Genomic DNA, 19,128 nt, shown 5'->3' on the forward strand with positions numbered 1-19,128 from the left:
CCGCGCCGCCGGCGCGTGCCCGTCGTCGTGCGGTCCGTAAGGCGACCGCTCCGGCGGGTGCGCCGCAGGCCGCTGCCGAGGTCGTGGAGCCGGCCGCCGAGCCCGCCGCCGAGACCCCGGCCGCCCCCGAGACCCCTGCTGTGAGCGCCGAGCCGGCCGAGGCCGCGCCGCCGGCGCGTGCCCGTCGTCGTGCGGTCCGTAAGGCGACCGCTCCGGCGGGTGCGCCGCAGGCCGCTGCCGAGGTCGTGGAGCCGGCCATCGAGCCCGCCGCCGAGGCCCCGGCCGAGGAAGAGGCCGAAGAGGCCGTCGAGGCCCCCGTCGTGGAGGCCCCCCGTGGCCGTCGCCGCGCCACCCGCAAGGCCACCGCTCCGGCGGGTGCCCCCCAGGCGGCCGAGACCGCCGCGCAGGACATCGTGGCCGAGCCGGTGAAGGCTCCCGCGCCCGTGGCCGAGGCCCCCGCGGAGCCGGCCGAGCCCGCCGCCGCGCCGCGAGGCCGTACCCGCCGTCGCGCGTCGGCCCCCGCCGGTGCGCCGCAGGGCGCCCGGACCGCCGAGCCCCCGGCCGCGATCGTGGCCGATCCGGCTGCCGAGACCGCCGCCGAACCCGCCCGCGCCGAGGAGCCCGTCGAGGCGCCGGCCGCCGAGGCCGCGCCGCCGGCGCGCGCCCGCCGCCGCGCCTCGCGTAAGGCGTCCGCGCCCGCCGGCGCCCCGCAGCCCGTCGAGGAGGTCGCCGAGGCGGCCGCCGAGAAGGGCGAGGACCTCCCCGCCGCAGTGGCCGAGGAGCTGGCCTCCGAGGCCGAGCAGGTCGAGGAGGCCGCGCCGCGCGGCCGCCAGCGCCGCCGCGCCACCGCCGCCGCCGGCCGCCCCGAGTTCACCGGGAAGACCGAGGAGCCCGCCCGCAAGGGACGCCGTGCGACGCGTCCCGCCGTGGCCGTCTTCCAGGCCCCGGTCTTCGCCGAGCCGATGTTCCAGACCCCGGAGACCGCGGCTGCCGCCGCTGCCGCCGCGGGTTCCACCCCGGCGTACGACGAGAGCGACGACGTCGAGGAGCAGAAGAGCGCGGGCCGCGCGCCGCGTAAGGCCGAGAGCAGGCAGACCGCCGAGGTCGTCGCGCCGGAGACCGCCGCACCCGCCGAGGCCGCCGAGTCCGCGCCGCAGGGCGGTTCGCGCCGCCGCCGCCGCCGTCGTGGCGAGGCCGTCGAGACCGAGCCTGCCACGACCCCGGTGACGCTTCCGGCCGAGCAGGCGGCTCCGGCCGCCGCCCCGGTCGAGGACGAGCACGAGGCCGAGCCCGAGACGGACGCCGAGCACGAGGGCGACGACACGGACGAGTACGGGGACCGCCCCTCGCGCCGTCGCCGCCGTGGTGGCCGCCGCCGCCGTCGCGGAGAGGCCAACGACGCGGACGACGTCGAGCAGCAGGACGACGCCGCCGCGGACGGTTCCGAGGACGAGCAGCAGGCGCACGACGACGAGGACGAGGAGGAGCACGAGTCCTCCTCCGGTTCCAGCAGCAGCCGTCGCCGTCGCCGTCGTCGCCGCCGCAGCGGGGACGCCGCCGGTGAGGACACGGGCACGGGCGCCGACGACCCGGAGCGCACGGTCGTCAAGGTCCGCGAGCCCCGCAAGAAGGAGGCCGAGCGCGAGCCCGGCACCGGCTTCGACGAGGTCCAGTCCATCAAGGGCTCGACCCGCATGGAGGCCAAGAAGCAGCGCCGCCGCGAGGGTCGCGAGCAGGGCCGCCGCCGCGTCCCGATCATCACCGAGGCCGAGTTCCTGGCCCGTCGTGAGGCCGTCGAGCGCGTCATGGTCGTCCGCCAGAGCGGCGAGCGCACCCAGATCGGCGTCCTCGAGGACAACGTGCTCGTCGAGCACTACGTCAACAAGGAGCAGGCCACCAGCTACGTCGGCAACGTCTACCTGGGCAAGGTGCAGAACGTACTGCCGTCCATGGAGGCCGCCTTCGTCGACATCGGCAAGGGCCGCAACGCCGTCCTCTACGCGGGCGAGGTCAACTTCGAGGCACTCGGCATGGCCCACGGGCCGCGCCGCATCGAGACCGCGCTCAAGTCCGGCCAGTCAGTCCTCGTCCAGGTGACGAAGGACCCGATCGGCCACAAGGGCGCCCGCCTGACCAGCCAGGTCTCGCTGCCCGGCCGGTACCTGGTCTACGTGCCCGAGGGCTCGATGACCGGCATCAGCCGCAAGCTGCCCGACACCGAGCGCGCCCGGCTGAAGACCATCCTCAAGAAGATCGTCCCCGAGGACGCGGGCGTCATCGTGCGCACCGCCGCCGAGGGCGCGAGCGAGGACGAGCTGCGCCGCGACGTCGAGCGGCTGCAGGGCCAGTGGGAAGAGATCCAGAAGAAGTCGAAGAACACCAGCAGCTCCAACGCGCCGACGCTGCTCTACGGCGAGCCGGACATGACCGTCCGGGTCGTCCGCGACATCTTCAACGAGGACTTCTCGAAGGTGATCGTCAGCGGTGACGACGCCTGGGACACCATCCACGGCTACGTCTCGCACGTGGCACCGGACCTGACGGACCGGCTGTCGCGCTGGACCTCCGAGGTCGACGTCTTCGCGACGTACCGCATCGACGAGCAGCTGATGAAGGCGCTGGACCGCAAGGTCTATCTGCCGAGCGGCGGCTCGCTGGTGATCGACAAGACCGAGGCGATGGTCGTCGTCGACGTCAACACCGGCAAGTTCACCGGCCAGGGCGGAAACCTCGAGGAGACCGTCACCAAGAACAACCTGGAGGCGGCCGAGGAGATCGTCCGCCAGCTGCGGCTGCGCGACCTCGGCGGCATCGTCGTCGTCGACTTCATCGACATGGTGCTGGAGTCCAACCGGGACCTGGTGCTGCGGCGGCTCCTGGAGTGCCTGGGCCGCGACCGTACGAAGCACCAGGTCGCCGAGGTCACGTCGCTGGGCCTGGTCCAGATGACCCGTAAGCGGGTGGGCCAGGGTCTGCTGGAGTCCTTCTCCGAGACCTGCGTCCACTGCAACGGTCGCGGCGTGATCGTCCACATGGAGCAGCCCACGGCCGCCGGCGGCGGCGGTGGCAAGCGGTCCAAGAAGCGCGGCCGCGGCGGCGCGGGACACGAGCACGAGCACGGCCAGGACCACGAGCACGAGCAGTCGGCCGAGACCGAGACCGAGACCGAGGCCGAGGTGGCCGCCGAGGTCGCCGCCCCGGTGGCGCTGCCCGAGCCGGAGTTCGTCGCCGACGAGGAGCTGTACAGCAGCCCGGCCGAGGCCGAGGCGGCAGCGTCGCGCGGCCGCGGCCGCCGGCGTGCGACCCGCAAGGTCACGGCTCCGGCCGGCGCGCCCGCCCCGGTGACCGAGGTCGCTCCGGCGGCTCCGGTGGCCGAGGAGAAGCCGCAGCCCGAGCCGGTGGCCGAGGCCCCGGTGGAGGCTCCCGCCGCACCCGAGGCCGAGGCCGCACCTCCGGCGCGTACGCGTCGCAGGGCGACCCGGAAGGCGACCGCCCCGGCGGGCTCGCCCAAGCAGGCCGACGTGACACCGCCCGTCCATCCGGCCGAGCCCGCGGCGGAGCCCGTCGCGGCCGAGGACCCGGTCGTCGAGGCCGCCGCGGCTCCGGCGCCCGCTCCCTCGGTGAAGGCGGCGGAGCCCGAGGCACCGGCGGCTGACGAGGAGTCCGCTCCGGCCGCCCCGCCGCGCGCTCGCCGCCGGGCGACCCGCAAGGCCACCACTCCTGCGGGGCCGCCGGCCGGCGCGGAGGAGGCAGCGGCCGTCGTGGTCACGGGTACCGACTCCGACGCGTCCGAGGCCTCCGGCACCGAAGCGGCGGATTCGGAAGCGCCGGTCAAGAAGACCGCGGCGCGGAAGACCGCGAAGAAGGCCACGGCGAAGAAGGCGGCCACCAAGAAGACGGCCGCCAAGACGGTCGCGAAGAAGACCGCGGCGAAGAAGACGACGACGAAGAAGGCAGCGGCGAAGAAGACCGTCGCCGCCGAGCAGTCGTCGCCTTCCGTGACGGCCTCGACTTCCAATGACTCGGGGCAGAGCGTCGACTGAGTAATCCGTGACCGCATGTTCATCGATCCGTGTCCCGCCCCGAAGCCTTCGGGGCGGGACACGCGCTTTGTTTCAGAACTGATGCAGAGGCCGGTTAACAGCCCCGAAATCACCTGTGAAATCCCTGATAATGTGACGGCGGTCGCTGCATGTGAAGTTCCTGCAAAGGGATTACGGTCGGTGACCGACCCGGTTCATCACTGGCCGGGCCCTGTTTCCTCGGTAGGGCGTCGGCATAGCGCCGGTGGGGTACGCGCGGCCTCGTGAGACGTCCCGCACCCCGGACCTCTGCCTGTGAAGAGCTCTTGCGGTGTTCAAGGAGGACGTCCATGACGAGCATCAACGAGCAGCCGATTCCTGCTGCCCGCCCGGTCATCGGTGAAGAGGAGATCGAGGCCGCGGTACGCGTACTGCGCAGCGGTCGCGTCGTGCAGGGCCCGGAGGTCGCGGCCTTCGAGGAGGGCTTCTCCGAGCTGGTCGACGGACGCCACTGCGTCGCCGTCAACTCCGGTACCTCCGCACTGCACATGCTTCTTCTCGCCCTCGGCATCGGCCCGGGCGACGAGGTGATCGTCCCTTCCTTCTCCTTCGCAGCGTCCGCCAACGCCGTCCGACTGGTCGGCGCCGACGTGGTGTTCGCCGACATCGAGCCCGGCAGCTACGGCCTGGAACCGGCCGCCGTCGAGGCAGCCATCACGCCGCGCACGGCCGCCATCATGCCGGTGCACCTCTACGGTCACCCGGCCGCCATGGACAAGCTCATGCCCATCGCGGCGAAGCACAAACTCGCTGTTGTCGAAGACGCCTGCCAGGCGCACGCAGCGGCACTGAACGGGACCCCCGTCGGCGCGTTCGGCGAAGGCGGAACGTTCAGCTTCTACCCGACGAAGAACATGCACGCCCTCGAGGGCGGCATGGTCACCACGGCCGACGCCGGACTCGCCCGCACCCTGCGCCTCCTGCGTAACCAGGGCATGGAGCAGCGGTACGCCAACGAGATCGTCGGCGCCAACATGCGCATGACCGACGTGGCCGCCGCCGTCGGTCGCGTACAGCTCACCAAGGTCGGTGGCTGGACCGAGCAGCGACGCGCCAACGCCGCGTACCTCGACGCGCACATCACCGCCCCGAACGTGACGACGCCGCCGGTCGCCGAGGGCGCCCGCCACGTCTACCACCAGTACACGATCCGGGTGCAGGGCGACCGCGACGCAGCGATGGCCAAGCTCACCGAGGCGGGCATCGGCAACGCCGTCTACTACCCGACTCCGATCCACCGGCTCAAGCCGTACTGGGAGCCGGACCAGAAGGCCGGCCGGAACTGGGACCTGCCCGAGACCGAGCGGGCCGCGGCCGAGGTCGTGTCGCTCCCCGTCCACCCGTCGCTCGGCGAGGGTGACCTCGAGCGCATCGCGAACGCAGTGAACGCACTGGGGGAGAGCCTGTGACCGCCGCCGTACTGAAAGCAGGCCTCGTCGGCCTCGGCTCCATGGGGCGCCACCACGCCCGGGTCCTCGCCGGTCTCGAAGGCGTGGACCTGGTCGGCGTCGTCGACCCGATGGGCGACAAGAACGGCTGGGCGCAGGGCGCCCCCGTCCTGTCGACCGTCGAGGAGCTCATCGCGCTCGGCATCGACTACGCGGTCGTGGCCTGCCCGACCGCCCTGCACGAAGAGGTCGGCCTCCAGCTGGCCGACGCCGGTGTCTGCGCCCTGATCGAGAAGCCCCTGGCCGACACCGTCGAGGGCGCCCGCCGCCTCGTCGAGGCCTTCGAGTCGCGCGGCCTGGTGGCCGGCGTCGGCCACATCGAGCGCTGCAACCCGGCACTGCGCTCGCTGCGCAGCCGCCTGGAGGCCGGCGAGCTCGGCGACGTCTTCCAGGTCGTCACCCGCCGCCAGGGCCCCTTCCCGCACCGCATCGCGGACGTCGGCGTGGTCAAGGACCTCGCCACGCACGACATCGACCTGACGGGCTGGGTGACCGGCCAGACGTACACGTCGATCGCGGCGCACACCGTCTCCAAGTCCGGCCGCCCGCACGAGGACATGGTCTCCGCGGTGGGCCAGCTCTCCGACGGCACCATGGTCAACCACCTGGTCAACTGGCTGAGCCCGCTCAAGGAGCGCTTCACCTCGGTCACCGGCGAGCGCGGCTGCTACATCGCCGACACGCTCACGGCCGACCTGACGTTCCACTCGAACGCCGCGGTGACCACCGAGTGGGAGGCGCTGCGAGCGTTCCGCGGTGTCTCCGAGGGCGACATGATCCGCTACGCGATCCCGAAGCGCGAGCCGCTGCTGGTCGAGCACGAGCTCTTCCGGGACGCCGTACGGGGCGAGTCGGCCGATATCTGCACATTGCGGCAGGGGCTGCGTACCGTTGAGGTCGCGGCTGCGGTCCTCGAGTCGGCCGTCAGTCACACCACCATCCGCCTCTCGGACGGTCAGCAAGTCGGTCAGGAGCTGGAGAGTTGACCACACCGGATGTGACTGTCGTTGTAGCCGTCTACAACACCATGCCGTATCTGACCGAGTGTCTGAACTCGCTGGCAAGACAGAGCATCGGACTTGACCGCCTGCAGGTCGTCGCGGTGAACGACGGGTCGACGGATGACAGCGGCCCGGAGTTGGACCGCTTCGCAGCGGAGTATCCCGGTACCTTCACCGTGCTGCACCAGGCCAATTCCGGCGGCCCGGCCGCACCGAGCAACCGGGCTCTGGACGTGGCCACCGGGCGTTACGTGTACTTCATCGGCTCCGACGACTACCTCGGCGAGGAAGCACTGGAGCGAATGGTTGCATGCGCCGACGAGCACGGTTCCGACGTGGTCGTGGGAAAGATGGTCGGTACCAACGGCCGCTACGTGCACCAGAAGCTCTACGCGGAGAGCACTCCGGACATCAGCCTGTACGAATCGGCGCTCCCGTACACGCTGGCCAATACCAAGCTGTTCCGGCGTGACCTCGTCGAGAAGCACAAGCTGCGCTTTCCTGAGGACATGCCGGTCGGCAGCGACCAGCCGTTCACCATCGAGGCATGTGTCCGGGCTCGGAAGATCTCAGTACTTGCTGATTACACGTACTACTACGCGGTCAGACGCGGTGACGCCAGCAACATCACCTACCGGGCCGATCACCTGGCCCGGCTGCGTTGCGTCACGAGGATCATGGAGCACACCGCCGGCCTGATCGAGCCCGGCCCGAAGCGTGATGCCGTGTTCAAGCGGCATTTCGAGTGGGAGCTTTCCAAGCTCCTACAAAAAGACTTCGCCTCTCTCGATCCAGGCATCAAACGCCAGGTGTGCGAGGGAATAGCCCCACTTCTGGATGCTTACTACACCGACACTCTCCGTGACAGCACAGGTGTCACCCGGCGCGTGCGTTTCGGCCTTGCTCTGAGCGGCGCGGTCGATGAACTCTCCAGGGCCCTCACGGACGAAGCGGAGCACGGCGCCCCGCCCTTTCTCCTCGAGGGCGGGCGGGCGTTCGCGACGTACCCGGGCTTCAGGGACAGTGAGGCCGGGCTGCCCGACCACTGGTACGAGGTCCTCGGCGAAGGGGTGGCCGGCCGGCTCGCACGGCACACGGAACTCGAATCCGCCGAGTGGGAGCAGAAGGGGACGGAGCTGTCCCTCGCGCTCGTCCTGAGGCTGGGCGTTATCGGCGACACCTCCTCCGCGGTGGTCGCGCTGGCGCGTGGCGCGATGCCCAAGAGCGCGGACAAGCCGGGAGCGCGCAGGCTGCCGGAGCAGGTCCGGCCGCAGGGCGTGGCAGGCGAGTTCGACAGGCAGGCGACGGAGGACGGTACGGGGACCCGGCTGACTGCCCGCATCCCCATCGATCCGGTCAATGCGAAGCACGGTGTGCGCGTCTACGTGGACGTGGCGGGCTCGGTGTACGAGATTCCCGTGCGGACCGACGGCCTCCCGATGCCGCTGGCCCGGCGCTGGGGCGGAGCGGTACCGCACCGGGTCGCCGCCAACGTGAATCCGAAGGGCCGTCTCGTCATCACGACCGCCCCCCTGTGGGAGACGAAGACGGGCGTATTCAGGCGCCTGCGCCGCAAGCTGTCCAGGCTGAAGAGGAAAGTAATCCGATGAACATCTGTGTAGTCGCGCTCGGCAAGATCGGCCTTCCGCTCGCCGTGCAGTTCGCTGCCAAGGGCCACACGGTCATGGGCGCGGACGTCAACGAGAAGGTCGTCGAGCTGGTCAACGCGGCCACCGAGCCGTTCCCCGGCGAGTACGACCTGGACGTCAAGCTCAAGGAGACCGTGGGCGCGGGCCGGCTCTCCGCGACGACGGACACCACGGCCGCGGTGGCCGCGTCCGACGCCGTCGTGGTCGTCGTCCCGCTCTTCGTGGACGCCGAGGGCACTCCGGACTTCGGCTGGATGGACTCGGCGACGAAGGCCATCGCTGCGGGCCTGAAGCCGGGCACCCTCGTCAGCTACGAGACCACCCTCCCGGTCGGTACGACGCGCACACGCTGGGCGCCCATGCTCGCGGAGGGCTCCGGCCTCACCCCGGGCCGCGACTTCCACCTCGTCTTCTCCCCGGAGCGGGTGCTGACCGGCCGCGTCTTCGCGGACCTGCGCCGCTACCCGAAGCTCGTCGGCGGCATCGACGAGGCGTCCTCGCAGCGCGGTGTGGAGTTCTACGAGGCCGTGCTCGACTTCGACGACCGTGCGGACCTGCCGCGTCCGAACGGTGTCTGGGACCTCGGCACGGCGGAGGCATCCGAGCTCGCGAAGCTCGCCGAGACCACCTACCGCGACGTCAACATCGGTCTGGCCAACCAGTTCGCGCGGTTCGCCGACAAGAACGACATCGACGTCAAGAAGGTCATCGAGGCCTGCAACAGCCAGCCCTACAGCCACATCCACCAGCCCGGCATCGCCGTCGGCGGCCACTGCATCCCGATCTACCCGCGGATGTACCTGTGGAACGACCCGGAGGCGACCGTCGTGCGCTCGGCCCGTGAGGCCAATGCCGCGATGCCCGAGTACTCGGTCGACCTGCTGGCCGCCGCCTACGGCGACCTGGACGGTGTCGGGGTCCTGGTGCTGGGAGCCGCCTATCGCGGCGGCGTCAAGGAGACGGCCTTCTCCGGTGTCTTCGGAGTGGTCGAGGCGCTGAAGGCGCGCGGCGCGGTGCCGTTCGTCTCGGACCCCATGTACACGCCCGAGGAGCTGACCGCGCACGGCCTCGTGCCGCACGAGTCCCAGACGGTCACCGCCGCGATCCTCCAGGCCGACCACGCCGAGTACCGCGAACTGGCCGCCGCCGACCTGCCGGACGTACGCGTCCTGGTCGACGGCCGTCGTACGACCGACCCGGCCAACTGGGCCGGTGTCCGCCGCGTCGTCATCGGCGGCTGACCATATGACCTGGCTGATCACAGGCGGTGCCGGCTACATCGGATCGCATGTCGTCAGGGCGATGGCGGGGCACGCCCCCGTCGTCGTCCTCGACGATCTCAGTACCGGCCGAGCCGAACGGGTCCCCGCGGAGGTGCCGTTGGTGAGGGGATCCGTCCTCGACCGGGAGGCCGTCGACCGGCTCCTGCACGAGCACTCCGTAACTGGCATCGTGCACATCGCGGGGAAGAAGAGGGTGGCCGAGTCGGTCGACCGGCCGCTGTACTACTACCGCGAGAACATCGAGGGGCTGCGCGTCCTGCTCGACGCGGCCGTGGACGCCCGCGTGGGCCGGTTCATCTTCTCCTCCTCGGCTGCCGTCTACGGCATGCCCGATGTGGACCTGGTGACGGAGGAGACCCCCTGCCGGCCGCTGAGCCCGTACGGTGAGACGAAGCTGGCCGGTGAGTGGATGGTGGCCGCGGCCGGCAAGGCACACGGCATGGCGACGGTCTCGTTGCGGTACTTCAACGTGGCGGGCGCCGCATCGGCCGAACTCGGTGATGACGGCGTCTTCAATCTGGTGCCGATGGTCTTCGAACGGCTGACCGAGAACGAACGGCCACGGGTCTTCGGCAACGACTACGCGACCCCTGACGGCACATGTGTCCGTGACTACATCCACGTCGAGGACGTCGCCGCCGCCCACCTTGCGGCGGCTGAGCGCCTCCTGAAGGATCGGTCCGCCTCCCTGGTGCTCAACATAGGGCGCGGCCAGGGGGTTTCGGTCACCGAGATGGTGGGCGTCATTCAGGACGTCACCGGATACCGCGACCTGAAGCCCGTGATCGAGGCACGGCGGCCCGGCGACCCCGCCCGGGTCGTCGCCGCTGCCGACCGCATCGGAGGCGAACTGGGCTGGACATCGCGCCACGACATCCGGGCGATGGTGACCTCGGCCTGGGACGGGTGGTGTCTGAGACACCCGGAAGCACGCCGGTGAGGCGCTGACACAACGGCTGAGGCCCGTATCCCCCCGCGGGGATACGGGCCTCAGCCGTTGTCGTACGCCGGATCAGACCTCGCCGAGGAAGAGCCGGTCGAACTGCTTCTGGACGACGCTCCAGTCCCAGGACGAGACAGCGTGCTCGGAAGCCAGCGCGCCCGCCTTCTGCCAGGATTCCTCGGTCGAGGTGACGTCCAGAATGCGCTGTGAGGCCTCCTCGGGAGAGCCGACGACCCACCCCTCGGGGTACAGGGTCCGTGCGCTGTGGGCCCGTCCGGCGTAGAAGGGCCAGTCGCGGACGACCGGGAGGGCGGCGCTCGCCGCGCCTTCCATCAGCCCCACATGGCATCCCTCGCGCACGGACGAACTGAGGATCACGCCGATGTCGGTGAGCGCACCGGGTACGTCATCGGTCGGGCCCAGTCGTACCACCGCGCCGGACTCGACGAGAGGCGCCAGTTCCCGCTCGAAGAGCGTCCGGTAGTCACTGGTGGCCTTGCTCGTCTTCGGGTCCATGTCACCGCCCACCAGAAGCAGCCGGTAGCGCTCGTCGTGCTCACGCACGCGCTTGAGCACGTCCAGGGCCCACCGCGGGTCCTTGGCTACCTGACTGACGCCTATCAGACCGAGGTTGAAGCGGGCGTCCGCCGACTTGGGCCGGACGAAGTCCGAGAGGTCCATCGCGTTGTCGAGCACGTGTGTGCGCGGCGCGGTCTTGCCGCGCAGTTGCGGGACCAGCGACGTGACCAGATCCCTTACGTGCGGTGCGACAAAGACGAGGTCGTCGACCCGGGAGAAGTCCGTCATATGCGGCCAGCGGGTGAACGCCTCGTAGCTGTGCAGTCGCACTACGATGCGGGTGTCGCCGGGATCGATGGTGGTGAGCATCGACGCCGGGCCGACGGACCAGTCGAGGAACACCGTGTCGGCCCAGTCCAGGTACGGACGCATCAGCCGCTCGACATCCGCCTGGTAGTCGGTCGTGCCGTCGGCCAGCCTGTCCTCCAGCATGAGCCGAGCGGCCCACGAGATGCGCTTGAGCGACTTCTGGGCGGCGAGGTCCAGGTAGCGGAGCTCGACCCGGGGGTGGCCCTCGTACAGCGACAGGACGTGGTGGAGGAAGTTCGCGTTGGCGCTCGTGGTGACGAGCAGCCGCAGCGGGCGGTCCGTGGGCGGGGCCGCCGCAGGGGTCTTCCGGCCGCGGGGCCGGGCGACCGCCTGGAACGCGGACGAACCGTGCAGGCGCTCGATATAGCCCTTCGCGTCCTCGGCGAGCGGCGAACTCAGCTGGTCGATGTGCATGACCCGGTGGAAGTCGAGGAACAACGCCCGGTTCAGCGCTTCGGATGCGGCTTCGTGGTTGCCCTTGGCGTACTGCTCATCGGCCTGGGCGAGCCGGGCGCCGACCGCCTTGTGGAGGTCCCGGGGGCTGATACCCCTGGCGATCTCCGTCATGACGCCTTCGTCGAGCAGCTCCGCCCGGACCGCGAGGTCGGAGATCTTGGAGGCGGCCGTCGTGAGCGCTATGGCCGCTCCGCTGGTACGTCCGGCCCACTGCATGCCCTCCGCGACGTAGCGTGAGGCAGCCACCCGCGCTTTCACGGGCACGCCCGGTGCGGTCACCGCGGAGCGCCAGAGCCGGGCACCCAGGGCGGAGCGCATGACGGGACGCGCTGTCGCCGTACGCATCATGGCGGCCGGGATGCCGTCGATGGAGCGGCGTACGTCCTTGGCCACCGCGCCCAGGGCCGGGAGAGCGGCCTGGCGCGCCACTGCGCCCTGCTGCCTGAGCTTGTCGAGCGCCGTGAGGGCCGTGAGGGCCGCGGCGACACCGAAGTGGGCCTCCGCCGCCGGGTTGTACTGGGAGAGCCGCCACACGGTGTAGACGGCCCCCGGGTCCAGGGCCACGATGACCTGGGCCTTCAGGGCACGTCGCCGGAGCCAGCGGTCCCGCTGCGACTGCAGCCACACCTTCATGCCGGCCGGAGACGCCTTGGCCCGGCGCCGCACCGAACTGCTCCTGCTGGAGAGGCCCCGAGGAAGCTGATGCACCCCCTCCAGCGGGATGAGGGACAGCTCCTCCGCGACCGGCAGCACATGGAAGGTGCCGGCCAGGTAGACCTTGGCATCGCGGTCACGGAACTTGGTCACGGAGTCCGCGAGGATGCCGAGTTCGGGTCTTTTGGTGGCGACGAACAGAACCTCGGTCACGATGCGGTCCCTCCGGTGACGATCGACTTCTCGGCGAGGACCGCTGTGTCCGTGACGCTCGTGCCCGATGCGCGGTCCGCGGCGAGCTGATCGATGAGCTCGTTCACCGCGACGGTCATCAGCGACTCCCGGGTGAACTGGTCCGCGTGGGCCATCGCCTCGGCGTGGACGGCGTCGCTGGTCTCGACAGCCATGTGTGCCGCGCGGACGAACGACTGGGTCAGCGCCTCCTCGTCCAGGCCGACCGCGCCGGTCCACAGCGGATGGCCGTCGAGGACGTTGGACGCGTCGTGTTCGACCACGTGTGCCGAAACGATGGGCAGTCCCGTCGCCATGTATTCGTACACCTTGCCCGAGGTCACGTAGCGGCCTCCGATGAGGATGAGGACCATGGCGTCCCAGCCGGCGTAGATCGAGGCGACCTCTGCCTTGGCGGCGGGACCACCGAAGCGGACACCATCGGCCTCGGCCTGCTTAAGGATCTCGGCGTGGCGGTTGGCCTCGCGGCCGGCGCCGTTGCCGATGTGGCCGCGTACCTCGAAGCGGGCGTTGGCCAGCAGAGGCTCCTGCTCGCGGGCCGCACGCCAGGCGTTGAGCACCGTCTCCAGATGCTGGGCGGTGAAGTTCACCGTGCCCAGGTAACCGAAGACGAGCCCGGACTCGGGATCGGGCTTATGTGCGCGGCCCGGCGAACTGTCCGCGTCGTAACCGTTACGCACGACACGTACCCGGTCGGCGAAGTCGGGATGGCGCGTGCGGTAGTGCTCCGCGATCGGGTCGTTGACCACCCACAGGGAGACCGCGTGATCCAGGATCTTCTTCTCCCAGCGGCCGAGCTCGGATTCGCGGGAGAAGGCTTCCACGCCCTCGATCACATCGATCGACCAGCCGTCGCGGAAGTCGACCGCGTAGGGAACGCGGGCTTCCTCCCACAGCTTCCACGCGGCGGCGAGGTTGACATAGGGGACGCAGCTGGCAAGGAGGAGGTCCGCAGGGTGCTCGTGGTGGATGTCCAGCACAGCCTGCTCGAGCGCGCCGCGCCACTCGCCGAAATTCGGCTCCGGGAAGGTTTCGGTCTGCCGGACCCGGAGCCGGGCGACCCAGGCGTTGGGCTTGAGAGCACGGTCCTCGTCGTAGAGACGGATGTCCGTCTCCAGGTCTTCACGTGCCAACGGCAGCTCGACGATGTTCACCAACGGATCGACCTGGTCCAGGAGAGTCAGGTCGACACCGGAGTCCCGCTCCCAGGACTCCTGGGCGATCGTGACGACGGTGACATCCCAGCCTGCGTTGATGAACTGATTCGCGGTCTCGCGCATGCGGTAGGCGCAGCTCTTGGCAGCTGGCGGGAAACCGATGGCGAGGTAGATCACATGCGGCCGTGCGCCTTTCGTGGGCAGCCCGGACCTGGGAGACGCTGACATAACGGATGACGCTAGCACGGTGACATATACGTATTAGCGCCGCTCGCGGCGCTCCGCACGTCACGCGCGCCGGCTTCCCCCCTTCCGCTCCTCCATGATCCGCACGACGTTCTCCGCCGCCTGGCCGTCGCCGTAGGGCGTGCCGGGGTCGGTCGTCGGCACGGCCCGGGTCACGGTGTCCGCCCAGGCGTCCGCGTCCATTGCGTGCGGGTCGGGCACAAGGACGTTCCAGCCGGTGTCCACCGTCTCCACCCACTCCGTCTCGGGGCGGATCGTCGTCGTGATCCTCTTGAGGAGGAACGCTTCCTTCTGCAGGCCTCCGGAGTCGGTGACGACACCGGAAGAGGCCAGGACGGCGGCGACGAGACCCGCGTACGGGAGCGGACGGCCGACGTGGACGGCACCCTGGTTCAGCTTGATGCCGTGCTCCTCGGCACGGGCTACCAGGCGGGGATGAGCGAGCAGCGCGACCGGTACGGGCAGGCCGGCCAGGGACTCCAGGATCGCCGACAGGCGCGCGGGGTCGTCCGTATTGTCCGGGCGGTGCAGCGTGGCGAGCAGGAAGGGCTGAGCCGGGTCGATGCCTTCGGGCAACACGGGCGCAGGGTGCTCGCCGGCGAGCACCGCGTCACGGATCCGCAGGCAGATGTCGACCATGACGTCGCCGGCCAGCTCGGAGCGCTCGGCGAGCCCTTCGGCCGCGAGGTGCCGCATCGCCTCTTCGGTAGGCGCCAGGAGCAGGTCCGCGCAGTGATCCGTCAGTACCCGGTTGTGCTCCTCCGGCATGCGCCGGTTGAAGGAACGCAGCCCGGCTTCCAGGTGAGCGACCGGGAGATGCATCTTCACGGCGGAGAGTGCGCCCGCGATGGTGGAGTTGGTGTCTCCGTAGACCAGAACCCAGTCCGGCTTCTCCCGCTCGAGGACCGGGTCGAGCGCGGAGAGTACGGATCCCGTCTGTGCTCCGTGGCTTCCCGAGCCGACCCCCAGGTGGACATCGGGATCGGGAATGCCGAGCCCGTCGAAGAAGACGTCGGACAGGTCCGCGTCGTAGTGCTGTCCCGTGTGCACGATGAAGTGCTCGTGTTCCGTGCCTGCGAAGGCGGCCGAGATGGGCGCCAGCTTCACCAATTGAGGACGGGCACCGACAATGCTGATGACTTTCACTGAGCACTCTTCTTCTGGGTCAGGTCACACGCGGGATGTCAGGCCAATGGTAGGCAATCGCCGGGGCACAGGCGCTCCACCTCAGGGGTTTCGTGGGCGCGTCACGGCGCTGTCACCTGCGTCTGGAGCCCTTACCCGTGCCCTTCCACGGCCTGATAACAATCAGGCGAACAAAATGGACGGCTCTCCTTGCAAGAGGGAGAAATGCGCGCGACCCGCCGGAAAACGGCGGTCCGTCGCTCCGCGCAGGTGCTTCAGATGCGGTCGAGAACGAGGCCGGGGTGCGCGACCGGGTATCCGCTCCGATCCCGGTCCAAGAAACGCCCTTTCACCAAGACAAGCAGACAAAGGGGGCGTTGGGGCCTTTGGTGCGCCCGGTCGTCTTCGTACCGTCGGTGTTGAGCCGCGTTACCTCTCGGGAGCAGAGGCGGCCGGCCCGGCCGCCGTCGGCAGGGGGCTCCCGCCGCTCGACGACCCGGCGGAGCGGCGGGAGCCTGCTCCGCCACCCGGCCCCGCCCGGCGGAGCAGGCGTTCCAGGGGATGCTCCACCCAGTGGTAGGCCATGGCCGCCACGACCAAACTGATCCCCAGGACCAGGAGCCACAGCTTCAGTGTGTCCTCGTGCGTGTGCGGACGGCCCAGGTGCCCGACGAGCGCTCTGATCACGATCTCGTGGAACAGGTACCAGGCGAAGGACCAGTGGCCGAGCCGGATCATCCAGGGGCCGCCCAGGCCGGTCCTGCGGCCCTCGAGGTCGGCTGCGGCGGCTGCGGCCACAAGAAGGGCGAAAAGAGGCGCGGACAGCAGCTGCGAGGCACTGTACGGGCTGTACCAGAAGCTGTCGGGCACCGCCCGTGACCACGGGATCAGCGCGATGTGCCCCGCCAGCACGAGCATGATCGCCACGGGCAGCCGCACGGGAGGCCGCCATCCGCGCCTGACCGCCAGGCCGACGACGACCCCGAGAACGAACTGAAGGGTGCGCGTCGGCGGGAAGTAGTCGAGCGCCCAGCCCCGGACCGCCGAGTCGCCGAACCAGGCGCCGGATGTCCAGACGGCCACCGAGGCGCCGCAGAGGGCGACGGCGCACCACGCCCTTCCCCTGGCCGAGCGCAGCAGCGGCAGCATCAGCAGCAGCGGGAAGAGGAGATAGAACCAGGCCTCGTCACTCAGGGACCATGCCGCGGGATTACCGCCCACGAGGTACTCGTGGGCGGGTGTCCAGGCATTGACGAGGCCCAGCGTGGCCGCGACCCCACGGAGGGAGATCTCGCTGCCCAGGACGCGCCACACGGCCACGGAGGCGACGACCGAGACGGCGAGCAGGGGCCAGATCCGGGCGAATCGCCTCCAGAAGAAGACGACGGGGGGAACGCTCTTCCCGTCGTACGTCCAGGCCAGCACGAAACCGGAGAGGACGAAGAAGAACGTCACCCCGCTGCGCCCGTACCAGGTCAGGTCGCTGATCCAGGGCAGCTTTCCCGTCTGCCGGGACAGGTGGTAGAGGACGACCACGAGGGCGGCCCAGAAGCGGAGGCCGGTGAGTGAGGCGAGTCGGTCACGGGCATCCGGACCGGGTATGGGGCGGACCGGCATGGAAGACACCATCATCGTCGGGCGGGAGAGGAAGAACAGGTCAGGACTCCCCGGTGGTCCGCACCGTGGGAGAGACAGGGTGCGGACTCAGCCCCTGTGCTCGTCGAGGACGCCGTTCTTCTCGGCGTACGCCGTGCCGGACTGCGGGCACTCCCACACTCCCGGCTCGCCCTCGCGCTCCACGAGACGGACGCCGCTGTGGCCGACCCAGCCGATCTGCCGGGCCGGTACGCCGACCACGAGCGCGAAGTCCGGTACGTCCTTGGTGACGACAGCCCCCGCCGCCACCATGGCCCAGCGCCCGATCCGTACAGGGGCGACACAGACGGACCGCGCGCCGAGAGAGGCGCCCTCGGCGACCTTCACGCCGACGGCCTCCCAGTCGCCGCCACGCTTCTGCTTGCCCTCGGGATCCACGGACCGCGGATTGTGGTCGTTGGTGAGGACCACCGCAGGGCCGACGAACACGCCGTCGGCGAGCTCGGCCGGCTCGTACACCAGGGCGTAGTTCTGCAGTTTGACGTTGTTCCCGATCTGCACGCCGGTACCCACATACGCACCGCGGCCGACCACGCATCCCTCGCCGAGCCGAGCTCCCTCGCGGATCTGTGCGAGTTCCCAGACGCTGCTTCCGGCGCCGATCTCGGCGCTGTCGTCGACCTGGGCGGTGGGCTGGACTCTGTAATTCACGTGTCGTACCTTCCGGAGGGCGGGCTTGCCGAGAGCATACGAGCTGAGGCCGAACATCTGCGGCCCCGGTCCTCCTGCTGGAGCGGGGGCGTCTCGCGCAGTCCGCCGGGAGAGCTCCGAACGCAGGGCCCGACTGAGGGCACCCTCCCTGCGGCACTCCGCTGGGTGCTGCGTCAGAGCACCCATGAGGGCCTGCTCCGTCGGCGCGCACCGGACGGCCGAAGCGACCAGCCCAGCGGGCGAGGTGCGGCCGGCGGGGAGCCGGACGCCCTCACCTGCGAGCGAGGAGCAGCCGTGCACGGCACGGCGCGGACGAACTGCCGACCTCGTCGAGGGTTGTGCAGGCCGTCCACGTACCCGAACAGGGGCCTACCGGTACGGCGGAAAACTTGCGTACGGTATGCCGCCGGGCGGCCCCATGCCCCTGCCTGCCGCAACACGGGGAGGCATTGCCACCGACAGGGCGTCAGAGATGCGGACAGGGCGGCGGGCATCGCAAGCGGCGCTTTCAAGGAAGCTGCTGAAGCGGCGAAGGCGGCTGCCGAAGCCCGTGGTGCCGCTGCCGAAGCCAAGGAATGGGCCATCAAAGCGGCGGATTCCGCGACTGACGCACAGAACTACGCCAACGACGCCGCCAAGTCAGCGACTCAGGCGGACGCTGCTGCTGCCGCCGCCGCAACCTCCGCCAAGCAGGCGTCCGACGCCGCGTCGGCTGCTCGCTCTGCGAGTCGGCAAGCCAACTACTCCGCCAACCAGGCTATCGCCTCCGCGAACACCGCGGTATCTGCTGCGGCCAGCGCCCAGGCCTCGGCAAATCGTGCTTACGCAGACGCGCTGGCAGCAGGCAAGGACGCGAGTGCGGCCCGGGCAGCAGCAGCCGCCGAAGCCAAGACGATAGCGAGCCAGAAGCGGCAGGACGAAATAGCGGCGGAGGCGGCGAAGGCAACACAACAGGCGAAGGAGAATGCGCAGAACAACGTGGATCCGGCGAATTCCTCCGCGAAGTTCGAACTTCTACACGGCCACAGCGGGCATCGCGCTGACGCTGGGACTCGGCGGCGTGGGGAGCCTCGCGGCAGGATCCATGGTCAGCAACGTGGGCAAGGCCGCCGTCAAGGGAGTCCATGACTCTGTCGCTTCGGTCGTGGGATGGTTCACGGCCTGACGAGCCAGGGCCGCGAGGAACTCCTCGCGGCCCTGGCCGAGAGGAACGGATGAGGTTGCAGGAATCGCCGCTCTGGTGGCTCTTCGCCGCGATATCCGCCGGGATCTGGTACGCGGTGATGCTCCCGGCCATGCCTACCAGGACGCACAAGATCTTCGTCTCGGTCGGGCCTCCTGCGACCTTCGCGGTGATAGCTCTGTACTGCGGCGCGTACGACGAGAAGCTGGTTGCGATGCTCCCCGTCTACTGCGGACTCGTCCTTTCGGTTCCCGCGGGAATTCTGGGACACCGCCGAGCCCTGCGCGAGGTACTGGCCGACCCGGCAGTGCCCTACGGTGAGGCCTCCGGCCCCTGGACGCTGCAGGCAGGTGTCGCACTTGCGGCTTTTCTGGGGCTCGCAGTTCACTACACCGCTCACTGATCGTGCTGACTGGTCCGGATGGTCCGGCGGTGACCACGTGCCGTGGCACCG

At 70.0% G+C, this 19,128-nt stretch carries 13 protein-coding genes; 8 read left to right on the plus strand and 5 right to left on the minus strand.

The window, feature by feature from the left end; all coding sequences use genetic code 11:
- The 6 genes from ACIQM3_RS14460 to galE all read left to right on the plus strand — a co-directional run.
- A partial coding sequence (locus ACIQM3_RS14460) for a ribonuclease E/G (RefSeq protein ID WP_401623632.1) occupies window positions 1–4,043 on the plus strand: 4,043 nt, incomplete at its 5' end.
- Between the two features lie 329 nt (window positions 4,044–4,372).
- Window positions 4,373–5,491, plus strand: coding sequence for a DegT/DnrJ/EryC1/StrS family aminotransferase (locus tag ACIQM3_RS14465; RefSeq protein ID WP_401623633.1), 1,119 nt, complete (start codon window positions 4,373–4,375; stop codon window positions 5,489–5,491).
- Window positions 5,488–6,516, plus strand: a complete 1,029-nt coding sequence (locus tag ACIQM3_RS14470; RefSeq protein WP_401623634.1) for a Gfo/Idh/MocA family protein — start codon at window positions 5,488–5,490, stop codon at window positions 6,514–6,516. Before ACIQM3_RS14465 ends, ACIQM3_RS14470 begins: the two co-directional genes overlap by 4 nt.
- A complete protein-coding gene (locus ACIQM3_RS14475; RefSeq protein ID WP_401623635.1) occupies window positions 6,513–8,141 on the plus strand; it encodes a glycosyltransferase family 2 protein in 1,629 nt (542 codons plus the stop codon). The genes ACIQM3_RS14470 and ACIQM3_RS14475 overlap by 4 nt, the downstream gene beginning before the upstream one ends.
- Window positions 8,138–9,421: a nucleotide sugar dehydrogenase gene (locus tag ACIQM3_RS14480; RefSeq protein ID WP_401623637.1), complete on the plus strand. Its 1,284-nt coding sequence runs from the start codon at window positions 8,138–8,140 to the stop codon at window positions 9,419–9,421. The genes ACIQM3_RS14475 and ACIQM3_RS14480 overlap by 4 nt, the downstream gene beginning before the upstream one ends.
- Window positions 9,422–9,425: 4 nt before the next feature.
- On the plus strand, window positions 9,426–10,403 hold the full coding sequence (gene galE, locus ACIQM3_RS14485; RefSeq protein WP_401623639.1) for a UDP-glucose 4-epimerase GalE: 978 nt from the start codon (window positions 9,426–9,428) through the stop codon (window positions 10,401–10,403).
- A gap of 72 nt (window positions 10,404–10,475) precedes the next feature.
- Here galE and ACIQM3_RS14490 read toward each other — a convergent pair whose 3' ends face one another.
- The 5 genes from ACIQM3_RS14490 to ACIQM3_RS14510 all read right to left on the minus strand — a co-directional run bounded on the left by ACIQM3_RS14490 (window position 10,476) and on the right by ACIQM3_RS14510 (window position 17,491).
- Window positions 10,476–12,617, minus strand: coding sequence for a glycosyltransferase family 1 protein (locus ACIQM3_RS14490; RefSeq protein ID WP_401623641.1), 2,142 nt, complete (start codon window positions 12,615–12,617; stop codon window positions 10,476–10,478).
- Window positions 12,614–13,990 (minus strand): glycosyltransferase, encoded by a 1,377-nt coding sequence (locus ACIQM3_RS14495; RefSeq protein WP_401624353.1) that lies wholly within the window; start codon window positions 13,988–13,990, stop codon window positions 12,614–12,616. Before ACIQM3_RS14495 ends, ACIQM3_RS14490 begins: the two co-directional genes overlap by 4 nt.
- A 111-nt stretch (window positions 13,991–14,101) precedes the next feature.
- Complete coding sequence (gene wecB, locus ACIQM3_RS14500; protein WP_401623643.1) at window positions 14,102–15,205, minus strand: non-hydrolyzing UDP-N-acetylglucosamine 2-epimerase; 1,104 nt, start codon at window positions 15,203–15,205, stop codon at window positions 14,102–14,104.
- Window positions 15,206–15,613: 408 nt separating this feature from the next.
- Entirely contained in the window at window positions 15,614–16,801 is a 1,188-nt protein-coding gene (locus ACIQM3_RS14505) for an acyltransferase family protein (protein WP_401623644.1), read from the minus strand.
- A gap of 87 nt (window positions 16,802–16,888) precedes the next feature.
- Entirely contained in the window at window positions 16,889–17,491 is a 603-nt protein-coding gene (locus ACIQM3_RS14510; protein WP_401623646.1) for an acyltransferase, read from the minus strand.
- Window positions 17,492–18,455: 964 nt separating this feature from the next.
- Here ACIQM3_RS14510 and ACIQM3_RS14515 point away from each other — a divergent pair.
- The gene (locus ACIQM3_RS14515) at window positions 18,456–18,656 is read left to right on the plus strand and encodes a hypothetical protein (protein WP_401623648.1); all 201 of its coding nucleotides are present in this window, start codon (window positions 18,456–18,458) and stop codon (window positions 18,654–18,656) included.
- 49 nt (window positions 18,657–18,705) lie between these two features.
- Entirely contained in the window at window positions 18,706–19,077 is a 372-nt protein-coding gene (locus ACIQM3_RS14520) for a hypothetical protein (protein ID WP_401623650.1), read from the plus strand.
- Window positions 19,078–19,128: the final 51 nt, after the last annotated feature.

The organism is Streptomyces sp. NPDC091271 (genome assembly GCF_044757505.1).
GTDB lineage: Bacteria > Actinomycetota > Actinomycetes > Streptomycetales > Streptomycetaceae > Streptomyces.